This is a genomic window from Marinobacter sp. LQ44 (genome assembly GCF_001447155.2).
GTDB lineage: Bacteria > Pseudomonadota > Gammaproteobacteria > Pseudomonadales > Oleiphilaceae > Marinobacter.
Window position 1 is genome coordinate 924,169 of the sequence record NZ_CP014754.1, and the last position, 17,401, is coordinate 941,569.

Annotated in this window: 14 protein-coding genes; all 14 read right to left on the reverse strand. The window is 50.9% G+C overall.

From position 1 onward, the window contains the following. Nucleotides 1-5: 5 nt before the first annotated feature. Complete coding sequence (locus ASQ50_RS04360) at nt 6-1,604, reverse strand: aldolase catalytic domain-containing protein (protein ID WP_058089960.1); 1,599 nt, start codon at nt 1,602-1,604, stop codon at nt 6-8. 54 nt (nt 1,605-1,658) lie between these two features. Beyond that, nucleotides 1,659-2,918: an O-antigen polymerase gene (locus ASQ50_RS21775; protein ID WP_076657140.1), complete on the reverse strand. Its 1,260-nt coding sequence runs from the start codon at nt 2,916-2,918 to the stop codon at nt 1,659-1,661. An 88-nt stretch (nt 2,919-3,006) separates the two neighbouring features. Beyond that, nucleotides 3,007-4,413: a surface carbohydrate biosynthesis protein gene (locus ASQ50_RS04365; RefSeq protein ID WP_076657142.1), complete on the reverse strand. Its 1,407-nt coding sequence runs from the start codon at nt 4,411-4,413 to the stop codon at nt 3,007-3,009. Nucleotides 4,414-4,489: 76 nt separating this feature from the next. Continuing rightward, nucleotides 4,490-5,728 (reverse strand): lipopolysaccharide biosynthesis protein, encoded by a 1,239-nt coding sequence (locus tag ASQ50_RS04370; protein WP_058089958.1) that lies wholly within the window; start codon nt 5,726-5,728, stop codon nt 4,490-4,492. After that, entirely contained in the window at nt 5,725-6,435 is a 711-nt protein-coding gene (locus ASQ50_RS04375; protein ID WP_058089957.1) for a cytidylyltransferase domain-containing protein, read from the reverse strand. Before ASQ50_RS04375 ends, ASQ50_RS04370 begins: the two co-directional genes overlap by 4 nt. Then, nucleotides 6,428-7,483 (reverse strand): nucleotidyltransferase family protein, encoded by a 1,056-nt coding sequence (locus ASQ50_RS04380; RefSeq protein ID WP_058089956.1) that lies wholly within the window; start codon nt 7,481-7,483, stop codon nt 6,428-6,430. The genes ASQ50_RS04375 and ASQ50_RS04380 overlap by 8 nt, the downstream gene beginning before the upstream one ends. A gap of 15 nt (nt 7,484-7,498) precedes the next feature. After that, a complete protein-coding gene (gene neuC, locus ASQ50_RS04385) occupies nt 7,499-8,674 on the reverse strand; it encodes a UDP-N-acetylglucosamine 2-epimerase (RefSeq protein ID WP_058089955.1) in 1,176 nt (391 codons plus the stop codon). Continuing rightward, the gene (neuB, locus tag ASQ50_RS04390; protein ID WP_058089954.1) at nt 8,671-9,675 is read right to left on the reverse strand and encodes an N-acetylneuraminate synthase; all 1,005 of its coding nucleotides are present in this window, start codon (nt 9,673-9,675) and stop codon (nt 8,671-8,673) included. The genes neuC and neuB overlap by 4 nt, the downstream gene beginning before the upstream one ends. After that, nucleotides 9,672-10,316: a hypothetical protein gene (locus ASQ50_RS04395; protein WP_319823012.1), complete on the reverse strand. Its 645-nt coding sequence runs from the start codon at nt 10,314-10,316 to the stop codon at nt 9,672-9,674. Before ASQ50_RS04395 ends, neuB begins: the two co-directional genes overlap by 4 nt. After that, the gene (locus tag ASQ50_RS04400; RefSeq protein WP_058089953.1) at nt 10,316-11,455 is read right to left on the reverse strand and encodes a LegC family aminotransferase; all 1,140 of its coding nucleotides are present in this window, start codon (nt 11,453-11,455) and stop codon (nt 10,316-10,318) included. Before ASQ50_RS04400 ends, ASQ50_RS04395 begins: the two co-directional genes overlap by 1 nt. Nucleotides 11,456-11,462: 7 nt before the next feature. Further along, nucleotides 11,463-12,653 carry a UDP-N-acetylglucosamine 4,6-dehydratase gene (locus tag ASQ50_RS04405; RefSeq protein WP_058089952.1) on the reverse strand — a complete coding sequence of 397 codons (1,191 nt, stop codon included), beginning with the start codon at nt 12,651-12,653 and terminating at the stop codon, nt 11,463-11,465. A gap of 74 nt (nt 12,654-12,727) precedes the next feature. Then, nucleotides 12,728-13,483: a Wzz/FepE/Etk N-terminal domain-containing protein gene (locus ASQ50_RS04410; protein WP_058089951.1), complete on the reverse strand. Its 756-nt coding sequence runs from the start codon at nt 13,481-13,483 to the stop codon at nt 12,728-12,730. A gap of 151 nt (nt 13,484-13,634) precedes the next feature. Beyond that, nucleotides 13,635-14,573 carry a Wzz/FepE/Etk N-terminal domain-containing protein gene (locus ASQ50_RS04415; protein ID WP_058089950.1) on the reverse strand — a complete coding sequence of 313 codons (939 nt, stop codon included), beginning with the start codon at nt 14,571-14,573 and terminating at the stop codon, nt 13,635-13,637. A 168-nt stretch (nt 14,574-14,741) separates the two neighbouring features. Further along, on the reverse strand, nt 14,742-17,297 hold the full coding sequence (locus tag ASQ50_RS04420) for an SLBB domain-containing protein (RefSeq protein WP_058089949.1): 2,556 nt from the start codon (nt 17,295-17,297) through the stop codon (nt 14,742-14,744). Nucleotides 17,298-17,401 lie beyond the last annotated feature (104 nt).

Consider the following 17,401-nt stretch of genomic DNA (forward strand, 5'->3'; position numbering starts at 1 on the left):
CTTCCTCACAGGGCGTAAATTGATTGGGCAGGGAGTGTATACCGAGTGGGTGTCACCGCAACCAACGGCACAGCTTCTGGACAAGCCTGGTATTGCGACAACAGGCTTTGCATTTCCTGGCTTCTTGGATCATCCGCGCCATAACCATCAAAGCCCGACATAAGAACCCGCTCCGCCTTGCCGCTGGTAACAACAGCCAGCGCATAGGCTACGACCAAAGAATTCGGAACAGAACAACAGTATTGACCGAATTCGAAACTGTCAGGCAGAACCTTGAGGCCGAAATCCAGAGTCTGCTTGCTGGCAAGTGACTCTCTAACATCTTCCGGCAACATTGAGACCGGTGTTATCAAAGGTTGAGGCAGCCGAGTATGAGCCTCGCAATCAGCAAGCAGGCGCACCGGATGGCAGGCTACACGCACATCAATAAGCTCAGCGGCTATTCCGGACTGAGTATTGAGGGCGACAACAAGGGGATTCTTTCGGCGAATGTAAGACTCAATGGCTTCACGATGATGCAAAACACCGGGGCCTGAACCGAGAAGAAAAACTTCGCGCCCTTTGATCATGGAGGATGGGTCCCAACTACCTGTGGGCTCACCCTGGTAAAAGTGTCTGGCCGCATCAAGAGTATTAAGGCTAAACCTCTTCCCTCCCTCAACCCTGAGGTGCTCGATGACCGCAAGGATATCTTCCTCGTCGTACCTTGAGTCGTTCAGCATTTCCTGAATGTAAGTAGGGTGGATGGAGTACTTTCCTGCTAGGTAATAATAACTGTTGGTTCCCCAACCGTAACGCTCCTGCATGGGTTTGAAGTGCTCCCTGATGAGGCGCATCAGAGGAACCATATTGATCGACGAACCACGCCGCTCCGCAATTTCAATCACCAGCTCTTCAGTTCTTGCATTGCCCGGCCCACGGCCCATTCCGGTGACTGTCGAATCGACCCAGGTACACCCTTCATCAAGAGCCGTTAGCGAGTTCCGGAGTGCCAAGCCCATATTGTCGTGTGTATGAATACCCAAAGGACCAGACCACCCCTGTCGTATCCATTGAATTACTTGCCGAACCTGATTTGGGTTCATCCCCCCCATAGAGTCCGCAAAGTACAATACATCTACAGGATATCTTGAAGCTTCTCTTGCGAGATCAACGACGTCTGACTCGCCCTTATCCGCAACCTGCATAAGGTTAAACCCTACCTGATAACCATGATTTTTTAACCAGTTAGCGGCAGGGAGGACATCCTTGAACTCATGCGAGTGGCAGGCAATACGAACGAGACTAAAGCGAGCTTTGTCTGCGGAAAGTGGAAACAGGGCTCGAAGATCTGCCTCCTGAGTGTCCTGAGAAACCAGCTCACTGCCATTAACCATCACGCCAATGGTCAATTCCAAAGGAATATTAAGGCTTGCAAGAAACTCATCCGATGTGTACGCCGCAGCACCCTTAAAGCCATCCACCTTCAATGACCGGAAGCCAAGCTCGACAATATCTACACCGCCCGCACTCATGGCGTCAAGGTAGTCTTGCACTAGGTTAAGGTTGAAATCCCATGCGTTATAATATCCACCATCTCTAAATGTACAATCTAGTAAAAACATTTTAAGAGCACCTCAAAAAAATACTATGCGAGCATAAAACTAGAGAAAACGCAGCTAATTCGAACTCACACTGTGAGAACGAAAACGAAACCTAAGAAACCAAAATGCCAAAAAGCTATAAAGAACACCCAAACTAAACTGCACATTCGACAAATAGTTATTAGTGAAAAACAATGCAGGAACAGTAATCAAAGAACCAAAACAAATAAACCTGTGAAAATCAACCTGCCCGAACTTGGGTGAAAAACATCTAACCAGGAAATAAAAAACAAAGCAAAAAATCAAAACCCCAACATAACTAAAGTCATACAACAGGGTTGCCACTAGCCCATTGAAGCTTGAAGCGCTACCATGTAAAGTCTGATATCTCAAATCCACATAAGAATTAACATCAAAGCCTAACCGAACAAACGCTTCGTCGAACAAGGATCGAGAAGACTTACCATACCATAGTTTATCCAAAGTAAAGTTTCGCATCACTTCTGTACTGTTACCTACCCACTGGGAGAAATAATCAAATATAGAGTGGAGCGATCTGTTTCTAACAAAACCATCATCCGCTGCTGAATAGTAAGAAGATTCAGAAAACCTTAAATTAGTTATGAAGTAAAAGGCAAAAAAAATAGACCCAAAAACGAAAAATGCAAAAACATTGATTTTATTTCTTATTCGAGAACCGATTGCAGAATACGCATACAAGTAAAAAAACAAATACATCAAAACAAACTGAACTATTGCGGCCCTTGACAAGCCATGAAGACCTGCAAGCGGAACATTTAAAGAAAGAATCAAAAACAAAACGCTTAGAGTTAATCTATTTCTTATTAGAAAGTAGAAGTGAAATGCGAGCGACAAAACTCCCAGTGGCGACGCAAAATTTGCAAACCTAACTAAATAAGGATTTACCCACTGCCTAATAAGTGCCGCGGCCTCTCCCTCATTTTTATATTCGGTTATATCGGCTCCACTGAGCACAATATACGAGAACGACTTGTAAACAATTAATAAATTAATGAGAAATGAAAAAGATGAAAAAATTAAAACAAAATAAAGCAAAAACTTAAAAGAACCAGAGCTCAAAGGATCAAAAACCCGAACAACAGAGTAGCCTCGAAAAGACGAACAGATTACAAACAAAACAAAAACAGTAAACAAAACATTAAAAAGATCAAGAAACCCTTGGATCTCCAGAAAATTCCCAACAAGTAAACCGGAAAATATCGAAAAAGATATAAACAGTAAAAGATAGAAGGCAACAGGTCTATCCCTTACGAACCGAAGTGAATAGAGAAAAAATGATAAAAAATATAGCATCAGACAAACGTGCCTAGTTGTCGAACAAAAATATCAAATATTCTGGAATTTAAAAATGACTTCAGATTTCGACACTCAGAATCAACCATCACTTTTTAGGATTGACAAAAATAACACCTGAACGCACAGAAATATCAGCCTTACTACCACCAACCGAACCCCATTGATCATATATAAAACTCTTATTAAATCCTGAACCCTTATCTTCACTACCCACTTTTAAAAAACAAGACCTTATAGAATAAAAAAACTTTCTAGAAAAATAGAACAAAAAATCACGGTCTAAACCCGAGCTTATTAAGCTTAAAACTGTTTTACTCTTGAGAAAGTGCTCATTGAGATCCTCACATATTTTATCAATCGCATTAAACTCGCTTCTTGAGTTTTTCACATAAGGAAACAATAACTCAGCATCTTTACGTAAAGAAGCTCTCGGTTGAGCAAGCAAGCGTTTAAAAGCAATTTCCAGCTCAGCAAAATCTCTGACCTTCTCGCCAACTTCAGATGCACCTGCAATGGCATGATCACCGGTATCTCGCGGTGAGAAGTTTATTGAGGGGACACCAATAACCGCGGCTTCCACACCGCTTGTGCTTTCCGAATGGATAAACAAATTTGCTTGTTCGAGAGCCCGAGAAAGGTCTCCCGACTTATCTACTATAACATTGTCCAGAAATCGATAAATTGATCTATAAAGTGACGCATCTTCGCCCGGGTGAGGCCTGAAAAGAAACTGAGTATCGGGGTTACTACTTGCAAGACGGTATACTGCGTCAATAAATTGAGCCCTTTCTATAGAAACCGCACACCACCGCTTGACCTGTTCTCCAAATAATTCGCCTTCAGAAACTCCCGAAGCGCCCTCCGCCTGAAGTCTGATATTCAGAAAATTCTCTGATATCAGCGATATATCGTCTTTAGCGGGGGAAATACCTGCAAAACGACTACAAACCAGAACATACTTACTGCCTGGTTCGCAACCATTGTTATTCTCCATTCTGGACTTCCTTTGAGCTTCTAGAAATCTCAGGTAATCCAACCGTGGAGCACCTGTAACGCTCAAATCGCAATCTTCATAAGTTCTATCGAAAACCGTTCTTTGCCTATCCCCCCAGAAGTAAACTTTTTTAAGGAATGGCCGAGAGAAGTACTCTTCAGGATAGATTCTTTTTACCGCTGACTCATACTCGTTTTTGTAATAAAATGCCCCCTCATCGTGAAGAAAGTACATCGATGAAGCAGTTTTCTGAATTTTTTTTATCAGATCCAAATCAAACCGCCCCCTTCCAGTATTTCCTCCAAACCGTCCAAATATCAGAGCACCCCGCATCAATGATAGAACGAGATAAATATCGTGAGGCTTACCCAGCACAGTAGAAATACCTTCGTCAGCAAGTTTTTTTGCCATCAACAACCGCCAACCTAAATCCCTACGAGGCGAATCGACCGAACTTAACACCACTTTTTTGGACCGAAAAAATTTTATAGGAATCATGCTATTGGCAAAGCCTATTGAATAATAATTTTTTTACATCACAGAAAGAACGAGGCAGGAATAAAGATTCATATACTTAAAAATTCAAGCCAACATCCAACCTCGATTTTTTCCATTTACTGTATTTAATTGATCCTGAAACGGCACAACCGACAATCATAGCCGAAGTCACGGCCCAATAAGGATTGTAACGTGCTAATACAAAAACCGTAACAGAAGCGACAGCCAAACCTACCACGTTTGCAACTATAATAATCCTGTCTTGTAATGTCGCATAGAGAGCGTACTGATATATATATCCAGCCAGAAAAACACTTACCGAAAATAGCATTCCATAAAAAAGAATAATATTATCATAATAGATTCTCTCGGTGATCATTGAAAACACGATAGGCACTGAGAGAGAGATAGAAACTATCATAACAAACATCCATAAAAAAGCTTGCTTCTCCATGTTTTTATAGACACTCTTAAACTCAGAAAAATCACCTCGCTTATAGGCTTTCATCATCCTCGGGTAATAGAATACGAACACCCCAGACTCCATAAAGGATAGCATTGCAGCCGCAATGCTCATGTAAACACTGTACGCACCAAGTAAAGCCAAACCATTCAAGGCCTCGAAAGCATAACGATCGAATGTAAATATGGCCCTTGCTGAGATCGAAGATACCAATAAAGGGATTGCAATCAAGATACCTCGTCTTATCCACTTCCAGTCCGGACTTAAAACGGAATTCTTCCAATCAAGTTTGAGTAAAGGAGCAACCCCAAATACTATCCCCAAGGCTGCGCCGAAGACCCAAAAAATCAGCAAAGTTTCTATATTTCTCGCGGCTGGGAACATCCACATCGCCAAAATGTAGAATACTGCCCAGAGCGCCTGCTTGATAAAAATTACTATAGTAGCCAACATCGGATTTTCGGACGCTACCAACAGGCGCATTAACTCCGAAGATAGATGTTCCAGAACTATAAGAACCAAAAACCCCGCCAAAAGCTCCAATGGTAAATGCCCGAACAGGAAAAGCAGGCTTAAAATGGGCAGAACCAAAAGATACATGATTCCAAAGAAAAGAACCTGGCTTGAAATAAGCCGAGGCCAATCACTTTTCGGCTTACCGACAAGGTCTCTCGTGCTATATGCATAAAACTCGAAGCCTACAAAGTAGATTGAGTAAGAGACTGTAACTGCAATAAGACCGTAAAGCCCTACTTCTTCAGGCGGCAGGTAGACTGCCAGGCAGATTATCAAAAAGAACTTTATCGCTAACGTGAGTCCTCGCAGGCTTACATTAATTAACCGGAGCCTCATGCCTTTATTGCCATGGTTTTAATTAAATGCTCACATATCCTGAAATCTACTGCCTCATCGATATCTATTGACCGTGCCTTCGGCATTACCCAAGCCCTGACACTATCCGTGAATAGACGCCCTGTTTCTCGCAGGGTCTTTTCAGCGGTGACGTAAACTGCACCATTCAAACGATATTCTTTTCGGTAATCCTGCGAACGTTTACCGGTCAAATCCACGCCTTTCAAATGACCACTATCGCTGATCGTGCCAATCCAGGCTGTTGGGTGGTCCACCTCGCACACACTTACTACTGTGTCACCACTCCCACTGTGCTCATAGGTCTCTACCGCAGCTCGAATGTCTTCAGCCGACCTGAGTGGGGATGTGGGCTGGAGTAGAATCAGTGTTTTTGCGGAATACCCGGCTTGCTGGTCAGCATCAAGCGCCTCTTTTAGCACATCGGCGGTCGTGGCGTGGTCGGTTGCCAGCTCGGCGGGACGTTTATGGGCGATCAGGCCCCTGTCAGCATAGCGCCTGGCAATGGACAATATTTCCTCATCATCGCTGGTCACCATTATGCGAGCGGTCAACCCAGTTTCTAGCGCCGCCTCAATCGTCCAACAAATCAGCGGCTTTCCCGCGAGCGGCAGAACATTCTTGCGCGGTAATCGCTTGCTACCGCCCCGCGCGGGAATAACGATGAGTCTCTCGCTGGGCTCAGTCATTCAGCAAACCCTTCACCTCAGCTTGGGCCTTGTGGAAATCATCCATCCGCCCTATGTCCAGCCAATACTCATGAATCGGAAACATATTCACGGCGTTACCGCCGTCAATCTGCTGTTCCAACAACGTTGGCATGTCTATCCGGGTACCAGGTTCCACACTTTTCACCAGTGCAGGGTCCAGCAAATAAATGCCTGCGTTGACAAAGAACCGATGCACCGGCTTTTCGACCATGGATTTAATCTGGGTGCCTTCGCTGGTGATTACGCCGTAAGGCACTTGATGCTCATACTCCCGCACACACATGGTGGCTACGCCATTGTGGGTTTGATGGAACTCCAGAAAGCTGTGGAGGTTCAGGGAGGTCAGCAGGTCGCCGTTCATCATGAACAACGGTTGATCAATCTCGTCGTGAGGCAGCAAGCCCAGAGCGCCGCCGGTGCCGAGAGGTTCTTCCTCGTGCACATACTGAATACTAATGCCCCATTTCTCGCCGTTACCGAAGTAATCGCGGATCACTTCCGGCATATAGTGGGTCGAGATGTAGAAACGATGAAAACCGGCCTCCACAAAGTTCAGCAGAATCTGTTCAAGGATTGGCTTGTCACCCACTTTGAGCATGGGCTTGGGGCAATTGTTGGTAAGTGGCCGCAGGCGGGTACCGAAACCACCCGCCATCAGGAAGACCGGGTTATCGTGGCGGTGTTTGTTCAGAATGTCGTGCAGGTTAGCCAGCCCTACAACGCGCTTTTCAGCATCAACCAAGGGGAGCTGCAGTAATTCGTGCTGCTCCATCACCGCCAGAATGCGGCTTTCCGTCCAGGACTGATCCGCTGTCTTGGGCTGGGCGTTCATCACCTGGTTAACCGGCGTTTCCAGCGGTAAGTGTTTCAGGAGCGCTCTGCGCACGTCACCGTCGGTCAGGGTACCCAGCAACGTGTCGCTGGCATCGACCACCAGGGCGATCCGAAGTGCGGCCTTGTCCAGAACTTCAATGGCCTGTTCCAAGGTAGCGTCGCTGTTTACGAGGGCTTTACGCCAGGGCTTCATGGATTGCTCCGCAGGTCAGGAAAAGTCATTAGCTGACAGATTGTAAAACTGCTTCTTGCGAATATTTTCCAGTGGGTATTCCGCAAGTACTTTGACGATCGCTTCGCTGGCACCGCCGTTTCCGTAGGGATTGGAAACAGCAGCAAGGCTGGCCTGGAATTCGGCCGAGTAGAGAGTTTTCAGCGCTGCCTGAATAGCCTCGCGGTTCGGCTCGCAATCGATCACGCTGGTCGCTTTCAGCCGGCCTTTCTGGCGATCGCCAATATTCACGGTGCCAATTTTGAAGGATGGCGCCTCTGCTAAGCCACTGGAGGAGTTACCGACCACGCCATCTATCTGCGCCAGGCAGGAGAAGTAACGGAGCTGGCCAAGCGACGTATACACCTTCGCATTGGGGTGCCCTTGGGCGAACTCCCGAACCATGGCACTAAGCTCCCGGCCTCCGGTGTCGGCGTTCGGCATGGTAAAGATCAGTGTGGTATCGTCGAGGCCATCCAAGGCGGCCAGCAGTTCACCCATCTGGGCGGCCGAGCTGGCCCCGCCTTCCAGGGTCACCGGATGGAATGTCACCAGCAGGCTTTTTTCACCAAGACTCAGTTCTAACGAACGCTCCAGCTCATCCCGGCTAAGCAGCTTGATGCGTATGATGGCATCAATCCCCATGCCGCCAAAGTTGAACACCCTGTCCGGGTGCTCTCCAAGCTGAATCACGCGTTGGCGATATTCCTCTGCTCCTACAAAGTGCAGGTGAGACATTTTGGTGATGGAATGGCGAATGGCTTCATCAAACGCCCCTTCTGTTGTCTCTCCCCCGTGCAAATGTGCAACAGGCAAGCCCGAAATCATCGCAGCAGACGTCGCGGCGAAGATCTCGAAACGGTCCCCCAGCACCACTACGATATCCGGCGCCAGGCGCTCGTAGGCATCAGCAAAACCAATCACACCCAAGCCCATGGATTTGGTCACCGCCGTGTTGGTGTCCGAACTCAGAAGCATTTCCACTCGAGCATCGATCGCAAAGCCCGCTTCTTCGATTTCACGGTAGGTCGAACCAAACTCAGGGGACAAATGCATGCCTGTCGCAATCACCTGGAGCTCCAGCTGCGGGTGGCTTTGGATCTCGCCCATCAGCCAGCGCAACAACCCGAACTCGGCTCTGGTACCAGTAACCACACAAATCTTACGAGTCATAGTTCGATCAACTCGTCTTCACTGAAATCACGGGGCGCCGTGCGGCCGATCACGTCATCCCACTGCATGGGCGAAATGCCCGTGCCCGGGCGCTTGGCTATCAGGTTATCTTCAGTGAACGCCTCCCCTGCCTTGATGGGACGAGCGGCCACCAGCGACTTGCGGGCAATAGGCTTGTTCTTGAGTTCGCTGGGGCTGGGTCGTTTGATGCCATCCCCCAGCGCCTTTTCAATATTACGGATGCCCTGCACCATGGCTTTCAACTCATCCGGTTCCAGGCTGGCCCGGTGGTCTGGCCCCGGCAGGCTGCGATCCAAAGTGAAGTGTTTTTCGATCACGGTCGCACCCAGAGCAACCGCAGCGATCGGCACTTCAATGCCCGGCGTATGGTCTGAGTAACCCACGGATACACCGAACGCCTTGCCGATATTGATCATAGCGCGAAGATTCACATCTTCCATGGGTGTAGGGTATTCAGTGGTGCAATGCAGAACGGTGATTTTATCTCTGGGGGTTCCCACCTGTTCCACCACATTAATCGCGGCTTCGATCTCCCCCAGATTTGCCATGCCGGTTGATAGCAGCACGTGCTTTCCGTGGCGGGTCAGGTAGCGCAGATATGGGAGGTTGGTTAATTCGCCGGAAGGTACTTTAACGACATCAGCACCCCCCAACTCTTCAAGCAAATCGATGCTGTCTTTATCAAAGGCGGTGGAGAAAAAACCGATTCCCTGCTTTTCGCATTCAGCGATCAGCTCCAGATGGTTCTCCCGAGTTAGCTCGAGCTTGCGAACCATTTCCTGCTGAGACTCCTGAGGGTCTGTGGTGCCTTTCTGATACTCGGCCTTGGGCGCGTTTCGGGAGATAATATTTGCAGCTATGAACGTCTGAAACTTTACCAAGTCTGCCCCGGCCGCGGCGGCGGCCGCAATCAGTTCTTTGGCCAGCGCCATATCACCGTTATGGTTAACGCCGGCTTCAGCAATAATGAGCGTATTCATTTAATCCTCTTTGCAGGGACACCTGCATAAACGGCGTGAGCTTCGCAATCGTTAATGACCACTGCTCCGGAGCCCACCGTGGTATTTTCGCCGACCACCCGTTTTTCGGTATTGCTGCCCTGATTGATCACAGCACCCGCGCCTACCCAGCAGCCTTGCTTTAAATGGACATTGCCAGAAAGATTAGCGCCCGGGGCCACGTGGACATAACTCTCCACCCTGCAATCATGGGCAATCGTGGTGTTCTGGTTGAAGATGCAGAAATCCCCAACAATGATACCGCTGGTGAAACGAGCGCCGGCTGCAACAATCGTGCCTTTGCAATGTTCAAGCACTTCCCGCTGACTACACCCAAAGGTCGCGCTTGGATGAATCAGGTTGGTGAACGTAAGCGAATCTTTAAAGCGTTCAGCAACTGCTCTGCGGATGTTGTTTTCACCAATTCCGATCACAAACGGCATGCCTGCGTATTGATCAACATCCTGTTCCAGAATTACCTTTGCCGAAGAACACCAGGCCCGCAATTCGGCCTCATCACGGGCAACATAAATAGGTTCAAGACCCATTGCCCATGCAATATCACCGGCCTCTCTCGCCATGCCTGATGTCCCGAAAATGCCTATCCGGTTCATTACCATCATTAGCTCACAACACTGCTAGGCAAATTCACCACCCGGGCTTCCAGCCACTCCGCATTGGGCAGATGGCCACGACAACAGCCTTTGTACATAGTCAGATGGTTCATCAACGCCCAGATGGGCCGCGTCATCACGCCTTGCTGATTGGTGGTTTCAAGCAGCTCATCTCTGTGGAGTTTGTCCTCACAGATAACGGCGTTTAACCAATAGTTCGAGCGGCAGTCTGAAGGCTCCGTCACGAACTCCAGGCCGGTGCCTGCGAAGAACCCTTCATAGGCGGCAGCTAATGCCCGCTTTGCCTCGATGAAGGTTTCCAACTGCTCCAGCTGAGCACAGCCCAGTGCAGCGTTCAGGTTGGGTAACCGGTAGTTGTAGCCCAGTTCGTCGTGAATGTACTCAAACGGATGTGGCTTCTTGGCGGTGGTGGTCAGGTGCTTGGCGCGAGTGGCCAACGCTTCACCGGCCAGGATCATGCCCCCGCCACCGGTGGTCATGATTTTATTGCCATTGAAGCTGAGTGTACCCAGCGCGCCGAAGGTGCCGGTGTGTTTGCCCTTGTAATAGCTCCCCAGCGATTCGGCGGCGTCTTCTACCAGCGCGATATTCCAGCGGCGAGTGACAGACATCAGCCCGTCCAGGTCCGCAGGATGTCCGAAAGTATGCATGGGCACGCAAGCCCGAATCACTTTGTGATCTGCGCGGGTGCGGCACACGCCTTCTGAGTCCAGTATGGCATGCTCGTCCAGCCAGGCTTCCATCGCTGTTGCAGACAACCCTAAGGTGTCCCGGTCTACATCGATAAACACCGGTTCGGCGTTGCAGTAGGCGATGGCATTGCAGGTAGCCACAAAGGTAAGTGGTTGGGTTATGACCAGATCACCCGCCTCTACGCCCGCAAGCTTCAACGCAATGTGCAGGGCGGCCGTTCCGTTGACTGTGGCAACCGCCTTGGGCGAACCGGTGTAGCTGGCCATATCCTGCTCAAACCGGTCCACATAAGCGCCTACGCTGGATACAAAGGTAGACTCGATGGTGTCGGCCACATATTCCTTTTCACGGCCAGGAAATACCGGCGCATGGAGCGGAATAAATTCATTGGTTCCGAAATAGTCTCTGACAAACCGAATCAGTTGGTCGCTCAAAGCTGCCTCACATTTTGCTGTCGAGATATTTGCCGGTTTCTTTATGGCCGAAATCTGGAATCATGCCATGGAACAGGTCCACGAGGTCCTGCTTGCTCCAGGCCATCTCCCGCTTCATTTCCGCAATCCGCCCTTCAAACTCGGCCAGCATTTGCTCGTCGAAGTCGGCTTCATTTTTGATGATGCCCAGGTTCTCAAAGCGCTCCATATCCAGCGTTTCGTTATCAGTGAAGAATTCTTCAAAATCTTTTTCGCCAGTGGTGTCACTAGAGGTGAACAGGCATGGCCACTTGCCTTGTTCCGGGAGTGTTTTCGCCAGCTCCCGAGCTTCGTCTTCATCACTGCACAGCACCGGCTCTAAGCCCTTCTCCGCCAGGTATTTCACAGCAATGTCAGCAAACGAGATCAGGTGAAGTTCTTCACTGAGTTTCGGGAAGAAGATGTCCCGATTGTCACCAAAAATACAGGACATCAGGCACAGCTCGCCAGACTCTTTTGGGGTGACGAAGTAACGGCGAACATCATTCGGGGCCACAATCGGCTGGCGTTTTTCCAGGCGCTGGTTAAAACCATGCAGCAGGGAACCATCAGAGAAAGCCACGTTGGCAAAGCGTGCGGTGGAAATGTCCATCTGCAGGCTTCTTCGCATCAGGAACATTTCCATGATGCGCTTGGAGGCGCCCATCATATTGACCGGGTTTGCCGCCTTATCGGTGGACACACAGAAGTATTTCCTGGCGCCAGCGTCAATCGCCTGTTGTAGCGTTTTGTCGGTGTTGAAGACATTCACATCCACCATACGCATGAGTGTGTACGGGTCTTTTTCACTGCGCACATGTTTGAGGGCAGAGAGGTTCAGAATGTAATCGTAGCCGCCATCTGCTTTAAAGAAGGCATCGTATTCAATCGAACCAATGTCCAGTGCAAAAGTGCGGAAATCTCCGGGGATGTATCCGAAGCTACTGCGGATATCACGCACCAATTCCACCAGGTTGTTTTCGCTGATGTCCACTACGTGTAGCTTGGCTGGATTACGCTTGAATATTTCTTTGGTTACTGCCTGACCGATTGATCCCGCCCCGCCAAGGACCAGAAAACGCGAGGATCGGATGATTTCACCTAGTTGAGCCTCTTGGGCCTCAACGTCTTTTATGAAGAGTTCCCTATCCCTTCCGATCAGACTTAGAACTGACGCCATGCTTGTATCCAGATACTGATTCTATGAATTTATGATTGAGAAACCTGGGACCACTACAATATGTTCAACAATATCTATTCTGACTCTTCGTTCATTGCTGACCTAACCGCACTTATAAATTCAGCAATGAAGGCCACGAAAACGCCACCCATTAGCCCCAAAAGCGCAGCAAGTACTACAATCAGTTTTCTCGCCGGCCCGGTTTTCTCAGTGCCCTGCCTTGCAAGAACCAATGTTTCGGCTGCCTTCAAAGCCTCCAGGTCACTTTCAAGCCTGGTTTTTCTGTCAAACGCCTCAGCCAGCACCTGGCCGGAATCCTGGCCACTTTTAAGCACATCGATTGATTGATCGATTGACCGCATACGGCTTTCCAGGCTTCTCTTCTCACGCTCGAGAAGTGCGTTGTGCCGCTGCTGAACCTGCTCAATAAGATATTGGTGAACCGTTTTCACGCCCTCAGCGTATTTGTACGGTGATTCAGAGATTAACCTGATCAACCCAGTGTTTTCAGGGTTCGCAAAGCTTGTAGAGAATGGCAGTTTCTCGCCGTTCTCTGATTGGTAAAGGACTTCCTGTTCTGGCAGCCAGCGGCTCTCCAAGGTCGCAATGGTGGTTGCCGGTGGTTCCAGGAATTTTTCTGACCCTTTCTCCGCGATCTGAATCAGGCTGGTGTATTGATACGTGTCTTCTGTCACAAAGGCGTAAGCAATGCCTGCCAAGATGCATGCGAGGAAGACCGCATAGAAGATTCGACGGCGTTTAACGAAAGTGGCAGCAAGGTCAATCAGGCTGATCTCATCGTCGTACCGTTGGTTTTGCGTGGCGCTCATCAGGTGGTTCCGAGTTCTTTGTCATGTTTGTCAGGCACGCTACCGCCCCACAGGCCGTGTCTTGTGCTTCAGGCTTTGACGGCCTTGTGAGATTTAGCGTGCACACCGAAAAATAGGCGCGAAGTCTACGCCAACCCGCCCTACTTTTCAGTTACGCCTTGTTAGGCTTCCGGCTGTTCTGGACAAACGCTCCTCCAAAAACACCTAGTACACCCAGCATTCCACCTAACATAACAGCAAGTATGACGATCAGCGCCCGTTTCGGTTCGCTTTTTTCCTGGGGAATGACGGCGGGGTCCACTGTTTTAAACACGTATTCGCGCTGGGCATTAGCCAGCATCACGGTTCGGGTCTCGTTTTCGATCAGTTGATAGAACACCTGCTGCATGCCGGAAATGTTGGTTTCACGGAGCTTACCCTCCAGATAGGCAATGCTGGCCTCTGCCTCACGTACATCCTGCTGGCGCATATGTTCATTGATGTCTTTGATCAATAACTCCAGCCACTGTTTCGCCGCGACGGGGGACTCACTGGCGATGGTAACCGTCACCAAACCGGTGTCTTTGTTATCTCTCACGCTCAGCAGCTCCCGGAAGCGCTTTACCATATCCCAGTTTGTTGGTTTAAGGGATTTACCGGCTTTGTCTTGTTGCCACTCGCCGGTTTGTTGGTTGTAGATTGATGGGTCTATCACCCATTCCCGCGCGCTCATGCTCCAGCTTTTCGATGCCATTAACGGCACACTCAGGTTATGGCGATGGATGAAGTCAGTAAGGAAGGCCCGGGATTGCAGGGTCTCTTTTGCGATAACGGTTTTGTTGGAGCTTCCGCCGCCTATGTTAATGCCGGCGAGGCTGGCCAGGCCGCCGAGTTGGCCCGGTAGGCCGCTGGCTTTGCTGTCGTCTTGGGCAGGAGCCAGGAGAACGCTGGCTTGGTAGATGTTGGGTTTGTATAGAGCGTAGGCCACACCGATTGCGGCGGAGATGATGGTACAGGCGATGATTAGCCATTTGCCTCGCCATAGGGTGGCGAAGAGTTCTCTTAGGTCTATTTCGTCGTCTGGGTAATGTGTTGTGGTTTGTTCGGCCACGGATAATGTTCCTTGGTTTAGCTTGGGTGCCTGGTGGGTCAGACCTCGTGGGGTCAGACCCTGGCCGCGTGTTTGTTCGGCCGCGTTGCTTGTGCCTTTGTCTGATGGGGTGCCTGGTGGGTCAGACCCCGTTCGGGGTCAGACCCTTGGCCGTCGATCTTGGCGGCTTTACAGGTTGCCTACTGCGGCGGCGCCCAGGGCCATTTGGTAGACGATCTGGCTTACGTTGGTCCAGAGTTCGAGTTGGTTCAGGCGGTCTACGTCGATCGGCATGATGATGGTGTCGCCGGGTTCGAGTTGTTGGCTTCTTCCGCCGAACCAGCGGCTGCGTTGGGGGAGCGTTACGGAGCCGTCGGCTTTTACTACGTAGACTCGGCTTTCGTCTGCCTGGCGGGTTGGGCCCCCGGAGCGTTCTAAATAGTCATCCACGGTCAGGCCTGTCTGGTGCAGGTGGCTGGTGGGGAATTGTACTTCGCCGAATACGGAGACGGACTGCGGGATGGTGGGTATGGTTAGCTGGTCACCATCTTGCAGGCGAATGGCCTGGTAGTTTTCGTTTTCCAGGACTGCAGCCAGGTCTATGACCATTCGGCCGATTGGGCGGCTGTTTTGTACTTCTTCCAGAAGGTCTTGTACTTGCTGTACCCGCTCCGCATTCTGGCCGCCGAAGCTGTCGCCTTGCAGCTGTACGCCAAGCAAGTCACCTTGCAGGCGTTCTTCGGCTTCGCGCAGGCGCTGGGCTTCCAGTTGGCGGAGTTTTTCACGGGTGAATACGGCGCCGCGGGGGAAGGCGTTGCTAGTTACGCCCCCTGCCCTTTGCAGCACGTCTTTCAGGGTTTCGCCATCGCGGAAGGTGTATTCGCCGGGGTAGCGCACTTCACCAGCCAGGGTGATGGTGCGGGTTTTGGCGAAGTCTGGGATGGATTTGATCAGGATGGTGTCGCGGCTTTGCAGGCTGAGGTCTGCGTTGCCAGCCATGGCGTCTGCCAGGTTCACGTTGAGAATATTGGTCTGGCCGATGCCATCGTCATCGGTGGTGTAACGGGCCACTTCGGCTTGATATAGAGAGGCGGAGTCTTTCAGGCCGCCGGCCACAAATACGGCATCCGCCAGGCTGCGGGTGGCGGGCATGGGGTATTCGCCGGGGTAGCGCACGGGGCCGCTGATGCGGACGGTTTGTTCGGGGCTGCCGGGCCGGGCCTGGGCTTTCAGGCGCTGGATAACCGGTGCGAACAGGCGTTCCCGGGTGAAGGTCTCCGGGCCCTGTTCTGACACGCCTTTCTCAGCGGTAGCTAAAGCCCCGTTCTCGCGCTCATTTTCTGGTTTCTGCTGCAGATCTACTTTGCCTGCATCTGAAAACAGGAACAGGCGGTCTCGCTCTTCCAGTACCAGGTCGTGCTCGCCGCCTGGGCTTCGCACCGCTTCTCTGAGACGGAGGTTTAGCACGGAAATGGTGTCGTCTTTGGGGTTGGTACGAACCACAGCGGCGTATTGCTTGTCTGCAACCGGGAGCAGATCGGCATCCAGGTTGCGGATTATGGAACTCACGCGCATACCCGGCATCCAGGCGAATTTACCAGCACGGGTGGCTGCGCCTTTCACTTCCACATATTGGCCGGTGATGTCTGAGATAGACGGTATGCGAACACGGTCGCCGGCCTGCACGCGGGCGTTCTGGCCCTGCTGGGCGGTGTAGTCTGCCTCTGCGATGATGCGCAGGAAGTCCTGATTGGTGCGTTCGATGTTAATGCGCTGGGGATAGGCCTGCGGGGTGAGGCCGCCAGCCATGCGCACCAGGTCGGCCAGGGTGTTGTCGCCTTTGAGTTCGTACAGGGCCGGGCGGTATACCTCGCCTTCTATGCCGGCGCGTTTGCCTACGGGCGGGATGAAGATGACATCGCCCGGTTGCAGGCGGTTGTCTGCGCTGCTGTCGCCTTTCAGGAGCAGGTCGTACAGGTCCAGGGTGCCTACGAGTTTGCCGTTGCGTTTGTGTTGCACGTTACGCAGGGAGCCGTTCTGCTTTACCCCGCCGGAGACATACAGGGCGTTGGTAATGGTAGACAGGGAGCTGACGGTGTAGGAGCCGGGGTTGCGGGCTTCACCCAGAACGAACACCCGCATGCTGCGCAGTTCGCCCAGGGTAATGGAGGCTTCTACGCCGATGTACTGTTCGGATACCCGCTTGCGGATTTGTTGGCGGGCTTCGTCGAAGCTCAGGCCTGCCACGGTGACCGGGCCGGAATCCGGGAAGCTGATGGTGCCATCGCGGCTGATGGGCAGTTCCAGGTTCTGGTTCTGGTTGCCCCACATTTGTATGCGCAGCACGTCGCCCGGGCCCAGGGTGTAATCGGAGGGTACGGGGATTTCCGTTACCGGCGCAAAGGTGGTGGGGCTGCCAGCGAAGAGCTCGTAGCCGTAGGGCTTGAGGCCACCGTTTTTGGTGGTTTGTTTGTCTTCCTGTTCGCTTTGCTCGCGAGCCCGATCACGTTCTTCATCAGTGATGGTGGTGACTGGCTCAACTACGTTGACCTGTTCCGGGCGCTGGGTGGTGCGTTGGCTGCCGGTGATGTTGTTGAGGTCTATGCCGTATTGGCTGGCCAGGGCTTCCTGCTGGGCCCTTGGGAGTTGCTTGAACTGGTCAAGCTGGGCCTGGCTGATGGATTGGGCTTGGGTGGCCAGGGGGAATAGCAACGCTAGAGGGAGAAACAGGGTTTTCAGGTTCACGGGGCTTGTGTTCCGGTTCTGGTATTGAATTTTGGGGGACTAATGAGTTTTTTTGCCACGGACGGCTCGGACGAGCACGGACAAAAGACAAAAGACAAAAAGAT

What these genes read in the sequence shown, in the direction of transcription:
- ASQ50_RS04360 (WP_058089960.1), bottom strand. Translation starts at nt 1,604, where the DNA reads ATGTTTTTACTAGATTGTACATTTAGAGATGGTGGATATTATAACGCA.
- ASQ50_RS21775 (WP_076657140.1), bottom strand. Translation starts at nt 2,918, where the DNA reads ATGCTATATTTTTTATCATTTTTTCTCTATTCACTTCGGTTCGTAAGG.
- ASQ50_RS04365 (WP_076657142.1), bottom strand. Translation starts at nt 4,413, where the DNA reads ATGATTCCTATAAAATTTTTTCGGTCCAAAAAAGTGGTGTTAAGTTCG.
- ASQ50_RS04370 (WP_058089958.1), bottom strand. Translation starts at nt 5,728, where the DNA reads ATGAGGCTCCGGTTAATTAATGTAAGCCTGCGAGGACTCACGTTAGCG.
- ASQ50_RS04375 (WP_058089957.1), bottom strand. Translation starts at nt 6,435, where the DNA reads ATGACTGAGCCCAGCGAGAGACTCATCGTTATTCCCGCGCGGGGCGGT.
- ASQ50_RS04380 (WP_058089956.1), bottom strand. Translation starts at nt 7,483, where the DNA reads ATGAAGCCCTGGCGTAAAGCCCTCGTAAACAGCGACGCTACCTTGGAA.
- neuC (WP_058089955.1), bottom strand. Translation starts at nt 8,674, where the DNA reads ATGACTCGTAAGATTTGTGTGGTTACTGGTACCAGAGCCGAGTTCGGG.
- neuB (WP_058089954.1), bottom strand. Translation starts at nt 9,675, where the DNA reads ATGAATACGCTCATTATTGCTGAAGCCGGCGTTAACCATAACGGTGAT.
- ASQ50_RS04395 (WP_319823012.1), bottom strand. Translation starts at nt 10,316, where the DNA reads ATGATGGTAATGAACCGGATAGGCATTTTCGGGACATCAGGCATGGCG.
- ASQ50_RS04405 (WP_058089952.1), bottom strand. Translation starts at nt 12,653, where the DNA reads ATGGCGTCAGTTCTAAGTCTGATCGGAAGGGATAGGGAACTCTTCATA.
- ASQ50_RS04410 (WP_058089951.1), bottom strand. Translation starts at nt 13,483, where the DNA reads ATGAGCGCCACGCAAAACCAACGGTACGACGATGAGATCAGCCTGATT.